Origin of the sequence: Rhodococcus sovatensis, from assembly GCF_037327425.1 — a bacterium.
GTDB lineage: Bacteria > Actinomycetota > Actinomycetes > Mycobacteriales > Mycobacteriaceae > Rhodococcoides > Rhodococcoides sovatense.
Map to the genome: position 1 here is coordinate 1,200,188 of NZ_CP147846.1, position 18,087 is coordinate 1,218,274.

The following is an 18,087-nucleotide window of genomic DNA, read 5'->3' on the forward strand; positions in this document are numbered from 1 at the left end:
TGGCCACCTGTGAAGCAGTTCCGGCGTTAGTCTCGTCGTCAAGAGCCTGCCGAACACACGTCAGGCGCGATCATCCTCACAAGGGAGTGGTTCAACACATGCCGAACTCGGCGGGTACGACGGACATCGACTGGACGAACGAACTGCCGGGGGAGCTCTCCTCCAAGTTGCCGGAGGTGAGATCGGCATATTTTGCGCACGTCGACCTCGCCGATCTCGACGGCACGGTCGTCGCGCCTGAACAGACGATGTTCCGATTGCACCTGCAACTCGGAGCGTTGCGACAACCAGGCCAGGCCAACGTGCGGTTGCATGTTCCCGACGGCGACGGCGCGAATACCGCGGCGGGGTTCGCGCTGCAGATCGTCACCGATGACATGCCTCTGCTCGTCGAGTCGGTCGTGTCACAGCTGTCGAGACTCGGTGTCGACGTCACCGAGATCGTTCACCCGATCCTGTCCGTATCGCGGGATGTGAACGGCAAGCTGGAAAACGTAGGGCCGGGAAACGGGCGTTCGACGCCCGGAACCATCCGTGAATCCTGGATGCATCTGCAGCTCAACCCTGCGGTGTCGAACTCTGTTCGCGACTCGATCGAAGATGCGATTTCGCGAGTGTTGACCGACGTCCGCGAAGTCGTCGGGGACACCGACGCGATGCGGGAGAACCAGACGACCGTCGCGCACACTCTCGAGAACGCGGCAGCCGAACGAGAGGGGAGCGCTGCCGCCGAACTGCGCGATGCAGCCGACTTGCTGAGGTGGCTCGCCGACGGCCACTACACACTGCTCGGGTATCGCCGCTACACCGTGACGAGGTCCTCTGACGGTGCCGTGACGGCAGCGCCCGAGGAGGGCAGTGGTCTCGGCGTATTGAGGCAGGAGCGTCAGGGTGTCTCCGATTCGTGGACCTTGGACGACCACACGGAACTTGTCACCCTCACACAGGGATCGAGCCCGGCGACGGTGCATCGCGCGGTCTACCCCTACTTCGTGACACTGTTCGATTCCGCTGCGCCCGAACTGGGGGAGCACCGTTTCGTCGGGGTATTCACCGTGACGGCACTACACGAGAACGTCCTCGATATTCCCGTCATCGAACGGCGGGTGCGGTCGGTGATCGATCGCGCAGGCTACGACCTCGGATCCTTCTCCGGCCAGGCGATGCTCGAAGTTCTTCAGTCGATGCCGCGCTCGGAACTGTTCGCCACCGGCGTCGATGCGCTGTACGAGACTGCGACCGCCGTGCTGGCCCTGGGCCGCAAGCGCAAAGTGAAGATATTTCTCCGCGAGGATTCGGGCGGGGCCTTCGTGTCGGCGTTGGTGTACCTGCCCCGAGACCGGTACACGACGCGTGTGCGGCTGGCAGTCCAGAATCGCCTGCTGGCAGAACTGCATGGTTCGGGCATCGACTACACCGCCCGCGTGACCGAATCGGACCTCGCTCTGCTGCATGTGACGGTGCGACGCGATCAGGACCGTTCGGATACGGTGGATCTCTCGCGGAGCAACATTGCTCGGATCGAATCCTTGCTCACCGAGGCGATCAGAACGTGGGAAGACGGTCTTGCCGAAGCAGTCTCACAGAACGAGGCTATCGACTCCGTAGTCGCCTCGCGATACGCAGAAGCCCTACCGGAGGCCTACAAGCAGGACTTCGGCCCTGAGCGCGCCGTGTCCGACATTGCACGGTTCGAGAAGCTGGCGGACGGCGCCATCGACATGCAGCTGTACCGAAATGTCGATTCGGAGGTCGGAAGCTGGCGGTTCAGCCTGTACATCGGAGGACGCGGGGTGTCCCTGAGTCAGGTCCTTCCGGTTCTGCAGAGCCTCGGGGTGGAGGTGGACGACGAGCGGCCGTACCCGGTTGTTCGGCCGGACGGAATGCAATGCTGGATATACGATTTCGGAGTCTCGGCATCGCGCGAGATGTTGTTGGCGGCGATCGACGGAGACCTGGATTCGGAATTGCAGGCCGCAGGTTCGGCGGATCGCGAGTCCCGCGTACAACTTCGATTCACCGACGCGTTCACTGCAGTGTGGGAGGCGCGCGCAGAGGCAGACAGGTTCAACGAGCTCGTCATGCGTGCCGGACTGGATTGGCGTCAGGCGCAGATTTTGCGGGCATACGCAAAGTACCTGCGGCAGGCAGCTTTCCCTTACAGTCAGTTCAACATCGAAGGGGTGTTGCTGGCCCATCCGCGCACCTCACGGCTGTTGGTGGGATTGTTCGAAGCGCAGTTCGACCCGGAGCGCGCCTCCGACGAACGGTCCGATGCACTCGATGCCGAGTTGAGGTCCCTGATCGACGAGGTGATCAGCCTCGATGCCGATCGTATTCTGCGCGCGATCTTCGAACTGATCCGCGCAACGCTGAGGACCAACTACTACGTCGTCGACAGCTCCGGTACCGGCCGCGAATTCCTCTCGCTCAAGTTCGATCCGCAGCAGATCGCCGAATTGCCCAAGCCCAAACCGACGTTCGAGATCTTCGTGTACTCACCTCGGGTCGAGGGCGTGCATCTGCGTTTCGGTGAGGTCGCTCGAGGCGGATTGCGATGGTCCGACCGTCGTGAGGATTTCCGAACAGAAGTCCTCGGATTGGCCAAGGCGCAGATGGTCAAGAATGCCGTCATCGTGCCGGTGGGGGCCAAGGGTGGATTCGTCGTCAAACGGCCTCCCGCAGTGACGGGCGATGCGGCGGCGGATCGGAGCGCGACGGCACAGGAGGGCCAGGCCTGCTACCGGTTGTTCATCGCGGGTCTGTTGGACGTGACCGACAATCTGGATCGAGCGAGTGGGTCCGTCATCCCTCCCGAGCGGGTCGTTCGCCGTGACGGTGACGACACCTATCTCGTCGTCGCCGCGGACAAAGGCACCGCGACCTTCTCGGACATGGCCAATTCGGTTGCCGCAGAATACGGTTTCTGGCTGGGAGACGCCTTCGCCTCGGGCGGATCAGCAGGCTACGACCACAAAGCAATGGGGATCACCGCCAAGGGTGCGTGGGAGAGCGTCAAACGCCACTTCCGTGAGATTGGGGTCGACACGCAGACCCAGGATTTCACGGTCGTCGGTGTCGGCGACATGAGTGGCGATGTCTTCGGCAACGGAATGCTGCTGAGCAGGCACATCGGGCTCGTCGCGGCGTTCGATCACCGACACATCTTTCTGGACCCGAACCCGAACCGGCCGCGCGCATACGCCGAACGTGAGCGGTTGTTCGCGCTGCCTCGGTCGTCGTGGGCGGACTACGACACCTCACTGATCTCCGCCGGCGGCGGGGTGTGGGACAAGACCGTCAAATCGATTCCGATCAGTCCCCAGGCCCGTGCGTCCCTCGGGCTGGGCGAGAGCGTCACGTCGTTGTCGCCGCCCGCGCTCGTCCGAGCCATTCTGATGGCACCTGCTGACCTGTTGTGGAACGGCGGGATCGGGACCTACATCAAGGCGTCGAGCGAATCGAACGCCGAGGTGGGGGACAAGTCGAACGATGCTGTTCGGGTGAACGGCAACGAGATCAGAGCAACGGTGGTGGGCGAGGGCGGCAACTTGGGTGCCACGGCACTCGGCCGAATCGAGTACGACATGTCCGGCGGGCGAATCAACACCGACGCCGTCGACAACTCGGCCGGTGTCGATTGCTCGGACCACGAGGTCAACATCAAGATTCTGCTGGAAGCAGCAATCGCCGACGGTACGCTCGATCGCGGCGATCGCGACCAGCTGCTCGCATCGATGACCGACGAGGTCGGACGCTTGGTGCTGCGGGACAACTTCATGCAGAACGAACTGCTCGGCACGTCGCGGTCCGATGCGTCTGCGTTGCTCACTGTCCACGGCCGGGTCATCGACGACCTGGAAGCTCGGCGTGGTTTGGACCGCGAACTCGAGGCTCTGCCGAGCAAAGCCGAGATCCGCAAGAGGAAAGGCGAGGGCCGCGGACTGACGTCCCCCGAACTCGCAACACTGATGGCGCATGTGAAGCTGAGTTTGGAGAGCGATCTTCTGGCCAGCGAGCTTCCCGACAGTGACGCGTTCGCTCCGAGATTGCCGAAGTATTTCCCAGCGCCACTACGCGAGCCGTTTCGCGACGCGATCACCTCGCACGCGCTTCGTCGGCAACTGGTGGCGACGACGCTGACGAACGAAACCGTCGACCGAGGCGGGATCACCTACGTCTACCGATTGGCCGAGGACGCCGGCGCCACCGGTACCGATGCCGTGCGTGCTTTCGCTGCTGCGACGGCGATCTTCGACCTCGAAAACCTCTGGGAGGACATACGATCGGCGGGTATTCCCACTGCGTCGTCGGACGAATTGCTCCTCGAGTCCAGGAGGGTTCTCGATCGGGTGGCCCGTTGGCTGCTGACAAATCGGCCGCAGCCGCTTGCAGTGGGCGCCGAAATCAGCAGATACGCAGGCAAAGTCGCGGCACTCAGTGGCCTGGTCGGAGGATGGATCGACGGTCACCAAGCGCGAGATCTCGACGGCCGTGTCGAGTCCTCGGTCAGCAGGGGCGCTCCGAGAGCGCTTGCTTCGAAGGTGTATCGGCTGCTCGACGTGTTCTGCCTTCTCGACGTCATCGATGTCGCGGACATCACCGACCACGAACCGGACGAAGTTGCGGAACTGTATTTCGCACTCGATGCACACATCGGTGTCGACTGGCTGCTGACCTCGGTGTCCGGACTGGCACGAGGGGATCGCTGGCATTCGCTGGCGCGTCTGGCGTTGCGCGACGACCTGTATTCATCGCTACGCGCGATCACCAAGGAAGTTCTACTCGGAGGTGAACCGCACGAGAGCGCGGCCGAGAAGATCGCGGAGTGGGAAACGACCAATGCGTCGCGGCTGGCCCGGGCCCGTGCGGCGCTCGGCGAGATCGCCGATTCCGGCACCCTGGATCTGGCGACACTGTCCGTCGCTGCACGCCAGGTTCGCAGCATGGTTCCCTAGAGTTCTCGAAAAACTCCGACCGCGAACGAAAGGAGACATCTGTAGTGAGTGTCCCTACCGACCACCTGTCCGATAGGCGAGATCCGGAGAGCCGCATCGGTTTTCATACCAGCGTCGAAGTGCGCTGGTCGGACATGGACGTCTACCAGCACATCAACCATGCCCGCATGGTGACACTGCTCGAGGAGGCGCGGATACCGTGGCTCCTGATCGACGGCAAGCCGACTGCGAATCTGCGCCACGGGGCGGTGATCGCCGACCTACACGTGAAATATCGCGGACAGCTTCGTCATGAGGACGGGCCGCTGGACGTGTTCATGTGGGTCGACAAGGTGCGGGCAGTCGACTTCGTCGCCGGGTACGAGGTTCGTGCGAAAGGACAGTCCTTGGATACGCCCGCGGCGATCGTCGCGTCGACGCAGATCGCCGCGTTCGATATCGACGCGCAGCGGCTACGGCGGCTCACCGCCGAGGAACGCGAATACCTTCAGAGCTGGCAGCGTGTTTGAACGAGTCCTCACCGTTCCGGACGCGGTGGAACGCGAAAACCTCACTGCCTTCCTGAGCAAGGCGGTGAGGCTCGACGATGCTGCGGTCGTGCGGATGCGTACGAGATCGGACGGCAGACTCGCGGTGTGGGCATCGACGGGGTTCGACGCCCTTGCCGTTCGGGTCGTGTCAGGGTCGATTTCACCCGACGACACGTCCGCTGCCGCCGATCAGTTGCTCGCGGCGCTCGCCTCCGTCGTCGACGGTGCAGTGGATCCGGGTTTCTCGATGGATTCTGCGTGGCGCGGCGCGCTTCCGCCTGAGCACGGTTTCGAGCACGTCGACGACGTGCCCGCTCGGGTTCTGATCGATCTGGCGCAGCGCGGAGCAGTGCTGGCCAAGGAGCACGGAAGCAGTCACGGACCACCGGTGTCGTTGCTCGATCAGGAGGTCCTGCACGTCGACGGTGGTGCCAACGGAGTGTCGATCACGATGAGGACGGTATTCGCCCTCACCGCAATGGGTTTCGTTCCGCACACGGGTCAAGACCCGTTGACGGCAACCGTCGATCTCACTCGTATCGATGCGGACGAAATCGTGCGGGTACGTGCAACGAAGGTGTGGTTGCGGCTCGACGCCCGCTACGGCTCGGTGTTCAGCCGACGTGGGAATCCGCTTTCGTTGACTGTCGAGCGCTGAGGGCTCAGACCAGCCACGCTGCGGCGTCGGCAGGCAACTGGCCGTCCACCACGGGGGCGCTCGACATCAGCAGCTCGCCAGGAGGCAGCGGTATGGGTACGTCGGTCGCGTTGAGTGCGCAGATCAGTCCGCCGCGTCGACGGAACGCAAGACAACCGGGAGGGCTCCCGTACCAATCGAGGCCCGGACCGGCGAACTCCGGTCGCAACGCTCGAAGTTCGAACGCCGAACGGTACAGGCTGAGCATCGAATCGACGTCTTCCAGTTGCTCCTCGACCGTCAGCGACGCCCACTCCGCGGGCATCGGCAGCCAAGTGTCGGCAGATGTACTGAAGCCGAACGGAGGTGTCGAGCCTTCCCACGGCAGCGGCACTCGGCAACCGTCACGGCCGCGTTCGGTGTGATCCGAGCGCTCCCAGACCGGATCCTGCAGAGCGGAGTCGGGTAGATCGGCGTTCGGCAGACCGAGCTCTGCGCCGTTGTAGACGAATACTGCACCCGGAAGCGCCAATTCGAGCAGAATCATCGCCCGCGCCCTGGCTGTTCCGCGCTTGCCACCGCCGTAGCGGGTGACTTCACGCACGACGTCGTGGTTGGAGAGCGTCCACGTCGGTGTCCCATCCACCCGCGACACTGCGTCGAGTGAGTTGGACACCGCGTCGCGTATCGCCACGGCGTCGAATGCGGCCTCGGCCAAGCGGAAGTTGAAGCCGAGATGCAACTCGTCGGGTCGGATGTACTCGCTGAATTTCTCGTTGTCCTGTACCCAGATTTCCCCGACGGTGGTCGAGTGCTCGTACTCGTCCATCACCTTCCGAATTCCGCGGTGAATAGTGTGTACCGCGTCGTTGTTGAATCGCGGATCGTCGTCGTCGTTCCTCATCAGAGCGTTGAGCTCGAGATTCATGTCAGGCAGGCCCGCAGGTTTGGCCATCCCGTGAGCGACGTCGATACGAAAACCGTCGACGCCCCGATCGAGCCAGAACCGAAGTGTCTTCGTCAGATCCTCGAATACTTCCGGATTGTCCCAGTTCAGATCGGGCTGCTCGGCGGTGAAGATGTGTAGGTACCACTGACCCAGGGACCCGTCGGACTCGCGTACTCGTGTCCACGCCGGACCGCCGAAGATGCTCGGCCAGTTGTTCGGCGGCTCGCCGCCGTCGGGCCCGGTGCCGTCGCGAAAGATGTACCGCGCGCGCTCGGGGCTACCCGGCGCCGCTGCGAGCGCGGCCACGAACCACGGGTGCTGATCGCTGGTGTGGTTCGGAACCAGGTCCATCGTGACCTTGATGTCGCGCGCATGCGCTTCCTCGATCAGTGCGTCCATGACGTCGAGGTCGCCGAACAGTGGATCGATCGCGCGCGGATCCGACACGTCGTATCCGTGATCGGCCATGGGCGAGCGCATCACGGGGCTCAACCAGATCGCATCGATACCGAGCAACTCGAGGTAGCCGAGCTTGTCGCGTACTCCGCCCAGGTCACCGACGCCGTCACCGTTGGAATCTGCAAACGAACGCGGGTAGATCTGGTAGAAGACAGCATCTTTCCACCATGGTTCGGTTTCGAGTCGGTCGGCCACAGTGGCCAAGTCTGCCAAACGATCACCCATTGCCTCGATGAGGGACCGTCTTGATGTTCGTCACGCCTTCGGATGGGCGGAGCGACCTCGGTGTTCGAGCGGGCTGGATGGTGCTCGTAGGGCTCGTGCCGTACCGAATGACTCATTCGGTCACTTCGAGCGACGAAAGCGCAGGTTGCAGCGGGTGCGCAGGTTGCAACGCGTGCCTGCGCTGAAAAGTGCGCGCTGGGCTGGGGTTGAGACCGAATGACTCATTCGGTCACTTCGAGCGACGAAAGCGCAGGTTGCAGCGGGTGCGCAGGTTGCAACGCACGCCTGCGCTGAAAAGTGCGCAATTACACACCGCGCTGCCGGTTTTGCACGGAAAAACAGTCGCTTTGTCCGAAAGATGAGGTACCGTTTCGGACGAAACCGGAGCGAGGGGTACGACAGACAATGACCGAACAGTCGATCGAGGCAGTACGCCTGAGTGAAGTGATGCTGCAGCCCAGTCCCATCAACCCGGACTGGATCCTCGACGGTGAACCGGAGGCCCGCATGGCCGAGTGGTCACGCAGTGTGGATGGAACCACCACCACGAACGTCTGGGATTGCACAGCGGGCCGGTTCCGGTGGTTCTTCGCCGTCGACGAAATTGTGCACATCATGGACGGCTCGGTGACTGTGTCCTCGGACGATCATCCTGCGCGGACGCTTGTCGCGGGCGACGCGGCCCTGTTTCGTGCCAGTACATGGTCGGAATGGCACGTCGAAAACTACGTGCGCAAGCACGCAATACTGCGCCAGCACCTCCCGCCCTCGCTGCTGCTCGCTCTGAAGTTCTCCGGCAACGTGCGTGGTGCTCTTCGTCGGGCCAAGGGGCTCGGGCGGAAAGAGCCGGTGCCGTCAGGCCTCTGACGCTCAGAAGGCCGAGTTCACCATCGAATTCGCTGCCATCTCCATGTAGTCGACCAGCTGCGCGCGGTGAGTCTCATCGAGAACCGTGTCGTCGATCGACGCGATGGCGATGTGCATGCATCGTAACCACGCGTCGCGTTCGATCGGACCAATCTGAAAGCCCGCATGTCGCATGCGGAGACGGGGGTGTCCGCGCTCGTCGGAGTACGTGCGGGGACCGCCCCAGTACTGTTCGAGGAACATCCGCATTCGCCTTTCGGCGGGTGCCAGGTCTTCCTCCGGATACAGCGGTCGAACAATCTCGTCCTTGGCCACTTCCTCGTAGAACTTGGCCGTGAGCTTGTGGAACGTGTCCGCGCCGCCGACCGCGTCATAGAAGGTCTGCTGCGGTTCGGTCATCGTCTTTTCTCTCCAGTCGCAATTGTCGAACAGGGAACTACACGGCCGGTACGAGCAGTCCTACTTTGCCAGGTCGGCAACGACGCCACCCTGTCGGCCTTGTGGATACGGTGCTTTGATTCCGGCGTCGTCGAACGCCTGGAGAATTTCGCGATGCAAACGTCGCTGTACCGCCCACTGCACACCAGGCCTCGTCTTGACAGTAATTCGAATGGTGACGGTATCCGAACTCACGGCGTTGACGCCCAGCATCTCCGGGTCGCCCAACAAGTCACCCTCGAAAGCACCGGACGTGACAACGTCGAGTGCGGTCTTCTCGGCTACCTTGCATGCCTCGTCGAGATTGGCAGTGTGGGCTACCGGTAGGTCCAGAACGGCGACGGCGAACCCCTGACTCATGTTTCCCACCCGAAGAACTTCGCCGTTGCGGCAGTACCAGACCGTGCCGTTGACGTCGCGAATGGTCGTCACGCGCAGTCCGACGCTTTCTACGGTTCCGATTGCTTCACCCAGGTCCACGACATCGCCGACTCCGTATTGGTCCTCCAAGAGCATGAATATCCCCGACAGGAAGTCGCGGACGAGATTCTGCGCGCCGAAACCGAGGGCAACGCCGACGATTCCTGCCGAGGCGATGAAGGGGGTCACATTGACCCCGACCACGGCAAGCACGGACAGTACGAACCACGTCAGCACGATGACGGACACGCCGGACTTGAGGACCGAACCGATTGTTTCGGCGCGTTGCTTGCGTCGTTCCGACAGAATCGCCCCTCGCATGGACGCTGGTGCGCGTTCGCGCAAGGGGCGCAGCAGAGGCGGTTTGCCGGATTCGACGACGGTCCGCCGAGTGAAGCGGGTGATCAGTCGGTGCAGCAGTACCCGGAGCACGATCGCGAGTACGAGATAGCCGGCGATCTGTAAAGGTCTGTCCACCAACCAGTCCCGGCCTGTTTCGGTCAGTTCGAACGCCCGTGTGTCGAGGGCGAGTGATGACAGGTGGACGGATGAGCTCGAAGCAAAAACAGACACTTCCAAATTCTACGGACGACGCGCGATCTCGCCACCTTCGTGACCGACGGATGCTCCGTTGGCCCGAAGTTCACGGTTCGGCAAACGCAATTGCGCCGGAAAGGGGTGTGCAGACGCGGCGTTTTCGTGTTCCACTGTCTCACGTGTTCCACGCAAGCCATGCGCGGACGCCGACATCTTTTGGGAGAACACCCATGAAGAACAAGCAACACCGTCATCGACAACTCCTGCCCACCGATGTTCACGACACCGCAGACCAGCGGGAACGGATATCGGGGGCTTCTCCACTGCACGTTGTATCTCCTGGCGAGGACTCCGTTCCTGCCTGGGTCAAGCGCCGGGTGCTGCTTCTGAATGCCACCTTCGAGCCGCTGACCGCCCTGCCGATGCGTCGCGCAGTGGTTCTGCTCGTTTGCAACAAGGCCGATGTCGTCCACGACGACCCGTCGGGGCCATACATCCGCTCGGCCGACTTCTCGGTCCAGGTGCCGTCGGTGATCCGACTGAGAACCTTCGTCCGTGTGCCGTACCGGGCGAGAGTCCCGATGACCCGGGCCGCGCTCATGCACCGCGATCGATTCCGATGCGCGTACTGCGGCGCGAAGGCGGAGACCGTCGACCACGTGATTCCACGTAGTCGAGGGGGCGAGCATTCATGGGAAAACTGTGTTGCGTGTTGTGCCCCGTGCAACCACCGCAAAGCCGACAAGATGCTCAGTGAGCTGGGTTGGGCGCTCCGCGCGCAACTCGTTCCGCCGAAAGGGCCACACTGGCGACTGCTGGCGAGCAACAAGGAACTCGATCCGTCGTGGTTGGCCTACCTGGGTGAAGGTGCGGCCTGATCGGGGCCTGTATGTCCCCGATTCATCGGCGCCCGTTTTGTCCGATGCACGCCGCGTGCGGTGGACTTCGCCGCAGAACTTGACCCGGCGTCGCCCTGCGGCGAAAAGTCGGCTAACGTCACACCCTGTGAGCATTCTCGAGACACTGGTGTTATTCGGCGTGATACCGGCCGCGTTGGTCGGAATCATCGGCGCACTGTCCTACGTCGCCGACAGGCAGCCCGGCATGAACGTCACGCCGTACACGCTGTCGGAGAAATGGACACGTGAACCAATGCTGTGGAGCGCGACCGACGAGGTGACACCGCACGGTGGGCACGGCGGTTCGCATGCATCCACCGCGGATTCGATCGGAGGGTCGGCAAGTGGCAAGTGGTGAACTGGTCAAGAGTCACGTCGATGTCGACAACCTGCCCTACGGGTCTGCGTTGACCTCGAGCGGACGAGTATCGGCAGCGCACGAGTTCGGAACCGCGAGTCCGACGCATCTTCCGTTCGCGACGCAAGATCTCGTTGCCCTCGACGACGCTCTCGCTGAGGCGACGCGTGCGACGCAGATTCGCTTCAACGTGTACGTCGGCGATCTCGGTGACGATGTCGCGGCCGGTGCCAACGAGGTGTTCCCAGGTACCCCGGACGCGATCCGATCGATTTTGATCGCAGTGGATCCCAACAACAAGGCGATCGAGATCCGCACCGGTCGTCGAGTGTCCGACCGCGCGACCGATCGCGTCGCGCAGCTGGGCATCACTGCCGCCGTCGGGCCCTTCCGCGACGGAAACCTGATCGACGGGCTCGTCAGCTCGGTACGCGTCATGGCTGCGGCGATCGTCAGTCCCTAGATACTCACACCGACCCACAAGAAATGCGCCGTTCGAATCGAACGGCGCATTTCTTGTTTCTGCGGTAGGTCAGCTCGCGTCGAACTCTCGCGCCGCGAGTGCACGGACGATTCCCGCGCGGCCCTCGATCACCAAACGACGTAGCGCAGGTGCCAGATCCTTCTCCAGGAACCTGTCCGCAACGGCTACGGAATCGGCGTCGATCGACCACGAGGGGTATAGGCCGATCACCACGGTTTGCGCGACTTCACTGGATCGCCGAGCCCAGACCTCTTCGATCGCGGCGAAATAGCGGTCCACGTACGGTGCCAGCAGCTCCGCTTGACCGGGGCCCGTGAAACCGCCGACGATCGAACGGGCCGTGATGTTGGGAACGGAGTCGTCGTCGATCACCGTCGTCCACGCTTGTTCCTTGACCTCGCTGTTTGGGCGTATAGCCCGCGCCGCTGCGGCCGAACGGGCGCCCGCGGCGGTGTTGTCACGGGCGGCCTCGGCGTCGATGACGGGGGAGCTCAGACCGTCGCTGTCGATGGCGCCTGCTGCTGCGAGTGCGGACACCAGCCGCCAGCGCAGATCGGTGTCGACGTCGAGACCGTCGAGTCCCTGCTGAGCAACGTCACCTTCGAGCAGCGCCTGCAGGACGGCCACATGGCGGTCGGACAATGCCGAACCTGCCAGTGCATTGACGAACGCCAGTTGGTGATCGGAACCGGGCTCCGCGGCCCGCGCGCATTCGAGCAGTGTGTCGGCGAACTCGGGCTGACCGTGCTCAGCGGCCCAGCCGGGCTCGGCGTAGCTGGTGATCGCCGTCTGAGCCTGCAGCAGGAGTCGCTGAACGACCCCGACCTCGGTCTCCGCTCCGATTCCGCGCTGGACGAGAGCGACGAAATCACGGGCCTTCATCTCGGCTTGTCGGGTCATTTCCCACGCCGCCGACCAGGCAAGGGTGCGGGGGAGGGACTCGGCGATATCGCCGATCCGCGCGACAAGCACCGACAGAGAGTCGGGATCGAGCCGAACGGCGCAGTAGGTCAAATCGTCGTCGTTGACGAGAACCAGCTTGCCGCGCGACACGCCGACCAAAGCCGGTACGTCGGTGCTGTCGGCTGCGTCCAGATCGAGCTCGACGCGTTCGGTGCGCACCAGTTTGCCGCACTCGTCGTCGTAGATGCCGACGGCGATGCGATGCACTCGATGCTCGCCTGCACCCGGTGCCGCGCCGCTCTGCTTCACCGCGAACCGGGTGAACTTGCCGTCGGCGTCGACGTCGAAGTCCGGGCTCAGCGTGTTCAAGCCGGTGGTGCGCAACCACTGGTTTCCCCAGTCCGAAAGATCACGGCCCGACGACTTCTCCAGTGCTGCAAGTAGATCCGAGAAGGTGGCGTTTCCGAAGGCATGGTCGACGAAGTAGCTGCGGAGGCCGGCGAGGAAGTCCTCTTTACCGACGTACGCCACGAGCTGCTTGAGAACGCTCGCGCCCTTCGCGTAGGTGATGCCGTCGAAGTTGACCTCGACTGCTGCGAGATCGGGGATGTCTGCTGCGATCGGGTGTGTGGAGGGAAGCTGGTCCTGTCGGTACGCCCATGCCTTCTCGACGTTGGCGAACGTCGTCCATGCGTTGGTGTATTCCGTTGCCTCCGACTGGCACAACACCGAGGCAAACGTCGCAAACGACTCGTTGAGCCACAGGTCGTCCCACCACGTCATGGTCACCAGGTCGCCGAACCACATGTGTGCCATCTCGTGGAGAACGGTCTCGGCGCGGCGTTCGTACGAGTAGCGGGTGACCTTGGAACGGAAGACGTAGTCCTCCAGGTAGGTGACCGCACCAGCGTTTTCCATTGCGCCTGCGTTGAACTCGGGCACAAAGAGCTGGTCGTACTTCCCGAATGCGTACGGAGTGCCGAAATTAGCATGGTAGAAGCCGAAACCCTGCTTGGTTTCGGTGAAGAGACGCTCGGCGTCCATGTACTCGGCGAGAGATGCGCGGCAGTAGATGCCGAGGGGGATCGTGCCGTGATCGTCGGAATACGAGTCGGTCCACTCGGCATACGGCCCCGCGATCAACGCGACGAGGTAGGTGCTCATCAGCGGGGTTGTGTCGAAGACGTGTTCCCCTGCAGCGGGTTCCGTTGCATGTGCCGAGTTGGAAATGACTTTCCAGCTGTCGGGCGCAGTCACCTTCAGGTCGAACGTCGCCTTCAGATCCGGCTGGTCGAAGCAGGCGAACATGCGCTTGGCGTCGGCTGTTTCGAACTGCGAGTACAGGTAGACCGAACCGTCCGAGGGATCGACGAAACGGTGCAGTCCCTCGCCGGTGTGCGAGTAGAGGCAATCGGCGACGACAGTCAGCTCGTTGTTCTCGGCCAAGTTCTCGAGGGTGATACCGGTCTCCTCGTCGTACCCGGACACGTCGAGTTCGGCTCCGTTGAGAACGGCCGACTTGATGCCGTCGGCGACGATGTCCACGAATGTCGAGGATCCGGGAGTCGCCGTGAACGAGATGGTCGTCGTCGACAGGAAGGTCTTTTCGCTCGGTTTGCCGGAACCGTCGGTCAGGTCCAGAACGATCGAGTAGGTGGGGTTGCCGAGCACGGCGGATCGTGCTGCAGCGTCATCGCGAGTCAGGTTGGGAGCAACCACGTCAGTCAAGCACCTTCTCCAGTAGGAAACGTTTGATGCCACCATCCCATCACGTCTGGGGTTCGGCATGCCGGTCAAGGGAGACCGTGGAATGCTTCGTCGGTGTCTGCGGTTGATTGTGCGGACAGGACACCTATTCGCTCGAACACGAAGGAGCCTCACGTGAGTGGCAGCGCGCAGAAGGACACTGCGGATTTCTGGTTCGACCCCCTTTGCCCCTGGTGCTGGATCACCTCACGGTGGATCCTCGAGGTGGAGAAAGTCCGCGACATCGACGTCAACTTCCACGTGATGTCTCTTGCGGTTCTGAACGAGGGCCGCGACCTGCCCGAGAACTACGCGGAAATGATGAAGACGGCGTGGGGTCCGGTGCGCGTCGCAATCGCAGCCGCTCAGTCCGAGGGTGACGAGATTCTGCCGCCGCTGTACACCGCGCTCGGTACACGTATTCATAACGAGGACAACAAGAATTTCCCTGAGGTCATCGAGCAGGCGCTCGCCGAGCTTTCGCTGCCCGCCGAGCTTGCCAAGGCCGCGGACAGTTCGGAATACGACGAAGCCCTCCGGACGAGCCACCATGCCGGCATGGACAAAGTCGGCCCCGACGTCGGAACGCCGACCATCCACGTCAACGGCGTCGCATTCTTCGGCCCGGTCCTCTCACGTATCCCGCGCGGCGAAGAGGCCGGCAAGCTGTGGGATGCGTCGGTCATTTTCGCGTCGTACCCGCACTTCTTCGAGCTCAAGCGCAGCCGCAACGAGGATCCGCAGTTCGACTAGTGCTCCTCGCCAGTGGCACGGAAAAGTGCATTGGAATGCGCTTATCCGTGCCACTGGAGGCGGAGCCGACTTCTTAGGCGACGATGCGATCCGAGCTGTCCGCGGTCCCGAACGACCGATGTTCGCTGCGGCTGAATCGCCACGCCGACCACGCCGCTGCCGCCGCATCCAGGGCATCGTCGAGAGCTGGGCCGGAGGGCAGATCCGCCAGCCCGTCAGCGAGGTTGCGCGGGTCGATCCATCGGCTCAGTGCCGCCATTCGCTGTCCTGCCCCGCGTCCTGACTTCTTCGACGCGAACGTGACATCCGGGGTCATCAGCCGGAACGAACACTCAGGATGAACCTCCACCACTCGATCCGCGTCGAACGAACTCGCCCGCCAGGAACGAATCGCGGGCATCAGATACCACGTCTGCTTGCTGATCGCCTTGCCTGTGATCTCTCGTGAGATCGCACAAGCGTCCGCGTAGGACGTCGCCTCGAGCGCGGCGTGAACCGGGGTATGGAAGATCGACGACCGGGCGGGTCCGAGGAATCTCTTGGCCTCCACTTCGCTGGCACGGTATCCGCTGGTCGGCATCGAAAGGGGCATGTCGACGCCGACCGTTCTGCACGACGCAGTCGCGGCGAGAACCAGCTCGGGATCGTGCTCGACCGTCCAGTCCACCCGAACTCCGTCGAACCGAGCGATCACCCACTCGCCCTTCGCTCCGTCGACTCCGGCCACCGTATTTTCCGTGCGCGAACTCACCTGTCAGACTCTATGCATGCGCGTATACCTGGGTGCAGACCATGCTGGTCTCGAGTTCAAGAATCAAATCATCGAACACCTCACAGCCACCGGGCATGAGCCCGTCGACTGTGGTGCCTTCGACTACGACCCCGTCGACGACTACCCCGCGTTCTGCATCGACGCCGCCCGCCGCGTCGTCGCCGATCCAGGCAGCCGAGGCCTCGTCCTCGGGGGCTCCGGCAACGGTGAGCAGATCGCCGCGAACAAGGTGCCGGGCGCCCGATGCGCTCTTGCCTGGAGTGTGGAAACGGCCAAGCTCGCCCGAGAGCACAATGACGCGCAGCTGATCGGAATCGGCGGGCGCATGCACACGCTTCCCGAGGCCCTCGCCATCGTCGATGCGTTCCTCGGCACTCCCTTTTCCGGGGAAGAACGCCATCAGCGCCGCATCGACATCCTGTCCGAGTACGAGCGCAGCGGTGAGGCTCCCGAGGTGCCGGGAAAGCCCGCGTAGGTGCCCGAAGGTCACACCCTGCATCGACTGGCTCGTCTTCATCAACGACGATTCGGCGGGGCACCGGTAGAAGTGAGCAGTCCACAGGGACGCTTCACCTCCGGCGCCGCGCTGATCGATGGGCTGGTGCTCGAACGAGCCGAGGCGTGGGGCAAGCATCTGCTGCACCGATACGAGTCGGATCTGATCGTGCACATCCATCTGGGGCTGTACGGGAAGTTCTCGGATCAGACCGTTCCGATGGACGAGCCAGTCGGGGCGGTGCGTCTGCGGATGGTCGGGGAGAAGTACGGAACCGATCTCCGTGGTCCCACCGCATGTGAGATCTACACCGATCAGCAGGTCGACTCTCTCCTTGCGCGGCTCGGCCCCGATCCGATTCGCAAGGACGCAGACCCGGAACAGGCCTGGAAGCGAATCAGTAAGTCGCGCACCGCTATCGGCACACTACTGATGGATCAGAAGGTGCTCGTGGGTGTGGGGAATGTGTACCGCGCCGAGATCTTGTTCCGGCACGGGATCAACCCGATGCGTCCAGGCAAAGACCTCGACCACGCAGAGTGGGATGCACTGTGGATCGATCTGGTCGACCTGATGAAAATCGGCGTCCGTAAGGGAAAGATCATCACCATCCGCCCAGAGGACGATCACGGTGACGGGAGCTACGGCGCCGGACGACCCCGCACCTACGTGTACCGCAGGGCGGGGCGTCCGTGTCGCATCTGTGGAACCGAGATCCTGCATTCGGTAATGCAGGCGCGGAACCTGTTCTGGTGTCCGGTCTGTCAGGCGACCTAGAAGCCGCCGAAGTCCCCTCCGCCGCCGAAGTCCCCTCCGCCACCGAAGTCTCCACCGCCGCCCCAATCGCCGCCGCTGTCACCCATGGCGCCGTATTCCTCACCGCCGCCCATGTCGTTGCCTGCGTCGCCGCCGCCCATGTCGCTGCCTGCGTCGCCACTCATGTCGCCGCCTTCGGAACCGTCACCGGACCCACTGGCGAACTCCTGTTCGCCGTACCCGACTCCTGCCATGCCGGAGAACATCGCCGAGAACAGGAACATCGAACCGACACCCCACGCGCCTGCGACAAGCGCTGGGCGCCACCATGGCTCGGAGTACCAGCCGGCGGGGACCGGCCGGCCGGCGACCCGTCCGCCGGGGTAATAGTTGGGGGTGCGGTCGGACGGATTCGGTGATGCCTCGACCTGTCGGCCTTCGAAATCGACCTTGCGGTCCTCCGTGACGTGGCCGGCCGACTTCTGGCCTGTGATGCCCTGGATCTCCGGTCCTGGGTCCATCCCCATCGCCAGTCGTGCGGCCCGAATGTAGTACAGGCCCTCCAGCGCAGTCTGCTTGGCCAACCGCGCCTGTTCGACGGTCTTTGCCTGGTCGATCTGCGACCCGGCGGCGATGTTGCGTTCCGACGCGTCGGCGAGTGCTTGCTTCGATGCGGTGTCGGTTCCTGAGAGGTTGTAGATCTGACCGGCTAGTCGCTCGATTGACTGGCGAGCATCCGCCTTTGCGTCCTCCAAAGAACTTGCGGATCTGGCCGCGTTGTTCTTCTGGCTACGAACGACCAGAAATACAACCGCAGCAACAATGATGACAACGAGTAAGAGTGCTTCCACTGGTTACCGCTTCCTTTGGACGCGTTTCGAGATTCTGGACTTCCGATAT

16 protein-coding genes are annotated in these 18,087 nt (G+C 63.0%); 10 read left to right on the top strand and 6 right to left on the bottom strand.

All coding sequences use genetic code 11. The features are described from left to right. Positions 1–98: 98 nt before the first annotated feature. From WDS16_RS05555 to WDS16_RS05565, 3 genes are read left to right on the top strand one after another with little or no spacing between them, the layout of a single operon-like run. Complete coding sequence (locus WDS16_RS05555) at positions 99–4,958, top strand: NAD-glutamate dehydrogenase (protein ID WP_338891115.1); 4,860 nt, start codon at positions 99–101, stop codon at positions 4,956–4,958. A gap of 44 nt (positions 4,959–5,002) precedes the next feature. After that, the gene (locus WDS16_RS05560; protein WP_338891116.1) at positions 5,003–5,467 is read left to right on the top strand and encodes an acyl-CoA thioesterase; all 465 of its coding nucleotides are present in this window, start codon (positions 5,003–5,005) and stop codon (positions 5,465–5,467) included. Further along, positions 5,460–6,146, top strand: a complete 687-nt coding sequence (locus WDS16_RS05565) for a hypothetical protein (RefSeq protein ID WP_338891117.1) — start codon at positions 5,460–5,462, stop codon at positions 6,144–6,146. The genes WDS16_RS05560 and WDS16_RS05565 overlap by 8 nt, the downstream gene beginning before the upstream one ends. Before the next feature lie 4 nt (positions 6,147–6,150). On the opposite strand, the gene WDS16_RS05570 is transcribed toward WDS16_RS05565, so the two are convergent. Beyond that, the gene (locus tag WDS16_RS05570; RefSeq protein WP_338891119.1) at positions 6,151–7,758 is read right to left on the bottom strand and encodes an alpha-amylase family glycosyl hydrolase; all 1,608 of its coding nucleotides are present in this window, start codon (positions 7,756–7,758) and stop codon (positions 6,151–6,153) included. Between the two features lie 405 nt (positions 7,759–8,163). Here WDS16_RS05570 and WDS16_RS05575 point away from each other — a divergent pair, with 405 nt between their 5' ends. Continuing rightward, a complete protein-coding gene (locus tag WDS16_RS05575; protein ID WP_338891120.1) occupies positions 8,164–8,625 on the top strand; it encodes a cupin domain-containing protein in 462 nt (153 codons plus the stop codon). 3 nt (positions 8,626–8,628) lie between these two features. Here the strand turns inward: WDS16_RS05575 and WDS16_RS05580 are convergent, their stop codons facing one another. Continuing rightward, positions 8,629–9,024 carry a globin gene (locus WDS16_RS05580; protein WP_338891122.1) on the bottom strand — a complete coding sequence of 132 codons (396 nt, stop codon included), beginning with the start codon at positions 9,022–9,024 and terminating at the stop codon, positions 8,629–8,631. A gap of 60 nt (positions 9,025–9,084) precedes the next feature. Next, complete coding sequence (locus WDS16_RS05585) at positions 9,085–10,056, bottom strand: mechanosensitive ion channel family protein (protein ID WP_338891124.1); 972 nt, start codon at positions 10,054–10,056, stop codon at positions 9,085–9,087. 194 nt (positions 10,057–10,250) lie between these two features. On the opposite strand from WDS16_RS05585, the gene WDS16_RS05590 reads away from it, so the two are divergent. The 3 genes from WDS16_RS05590 (at position 10,251) to WDS16_RS05600 (ending at position 11,740) form a co-directional block, all read left to right on the top strand. Further along, on the top strand, positions 10,251–10,898 hold the full coding sequence (locus tag WDS16_RS05590; protein WP_338891125.1) for an HNH endonuclease: 648 nt from the start codon (positions 10,251–10,253) through the stop codon (positions 10,896–10,898). Positions 10,899–11,025: 127 nt separating this feature from the next. After that, the gene (locus tag WDS16_RS05595) at positions 11,026–11,277 is read left to right on the top strand and encodes a hypothetical protein (protein WP_338891126.1); all 252 of its coding nucleotides are present in this window, start codon (positions 11,026–11,028) and stop codon (positions 11,275–11,277) included. Further along, positions 11,264–11,740 carry a DUF5130 family protein gene (locus tag WDS16_RS05600; RefSeq protein ID WP_338891127.1) on the top strand — a complete coding sequence of 159 codons (477 nt, stop codon included), beginning with the start codon at positions 11,264–11,266 and terminating at the stop codon, positions 11,738–11,740. Before WDS16_RS05595 ends, WDS16_RS05600 begins: the two co-directional genes overlap by 14 nt. Positions 11,741–11,809: 69 nt before the next feature. Here WDS16_RS05600 and pepN read toward each other — a convergent pair whose 3' ends face one another. Next, on the bottom strand, positions 11,810–14,383 hold the full coding sequence (gene pepN / locus WDS16_RS05605; RefSeq protein WP_338893253.1) for an aminopeptidase N: 2,574 nt from the start codon (positions 14,381–14,383) through the stop codon (positions 11,810–11,812). Between the two features lie 162 nt (positions 14,384–14,545). Here pepN and WDS16_RS05610 point away from each other — a divergent pair, with 162 nt between their 5' ends. Further along, positions 14,546–15,163 (top strand): DsbA family protein, encoded by a 618-nt coding sequence (locus WDS16_RS05610; protein ID WP_338891128.1) that lies wholly within the window; start codon positions 14,546–14,548, stop codon positions 15,161–15,163. Positions 15,164–15,236: 73 nt separating this feature from the next. Here WDS16_RS05610 and WDS16_RS05615 read toward each other — a convergent pair whose 3' ends face one another. Further along, complete coding sequence (locus WDS16_RS05615) at positions 15,237–15,914, bottom strand: DUF429 domain-containing protein (protein ID WP_338891129.1); 678 nt, start codon at positions 15,912–15,914, stop codon at positions 15,237–15,239. A 16-nt stretch (positions 15,915–15,930) separates the two neighbouring features. Between WDS16_RS05615 and WDS16_RS05620 the strand changes: the two genes are divergently transcribed. Together WDS16_RS05620 and WDS16_RS05625 are read left to right on the top strand one after the other, a co-directional pair. Next, positions 15,931–16,410: a ribose-5-phosphate isomerase gene (locus tag WDS16_RS05620; RefSeq protein WP_032379225.1), complete on the top strand. Its 480-nt coding sequence runs from the start codon at positions 15,931–15,933 to the stop codon at positions 16,408–16,410. After that, a complete protein-coding gene (locus WDS16_RS05625) occupies positions 16,411–17,208 on the top strand; it encodes an Fpg/Nei family DNA glycosylase (RefSeq protein WP_338891141.1) in 798 nt (265 codons plus the stop codon). It begins immediately after the preceding gene. On the opposite strand, the gene WDS16_RS05630 is transcribed toward WDS16_RS05625, so the two are convergent. Beyond that, positions 17,205–18,038: a DUF1542 domain-containing protein gene (locus WDS16_RS05630; RefSeq protein ID WP_338891143.1), complete on the bottom strand. Its 834-nt coding sequence runs from the start codon at positions 18,036–18,038 to the stop codon at positions 17,205–17,207. The two genes, WDS16_RS05625 and WDS16_RS05630, sit on opposite strands and share 4 nt — an antisense overlap. Positions 18,039–18,087 lie beyond the last annotated feature (49 nt).

Excerpts from the sequence above, each read along its gene's own strand:
- WDS16_RS05555 (WP_338891115.1), top strand. The coding sequence starts at position 99 with ATGCCGAACTCGGCGGGTACGACGGACATCGACTGGACGAACGAACTG.
- WDS16_RS05570 (WP_338891119.1), bottom strand. The coding sequence starts at position 7,758 with ATGGGTGATCGTTTGGCAGACTTGGCCACTGTGGCCGACCGACTCGAA.
- WDS16_RS05575 (WP_338891120.1), top strand. The coding sequence starts at position 8,164 with ATGACCGAACAGTCGATCGAGGCAGTACGCCTGAGTGAAGTGATGCTG.
- WDS16_RS05580 (WP_338891122.1), bottom strand. The coding sequence starts at position 9,024 with ATGACCGAACCGCAGCAGACCTTCTATGACGCGGTCGGCGGCGCGGAC.
- WDS16_RS05590 (WP_338891125.1), top strand. The coding sequence starts at position 10,251 with ATGAAGAACAAGCAACACCGTCATCGACAACTCCTGCCCACCGATGTT.
- WDS16_RS05620 (WP_032379225.1), top strand. The coding sequence starts at position 15,931 with ATGCGCGTATACCTGGGTGCAGACCATGCTGGTCTCGAGTTCAAGAAT.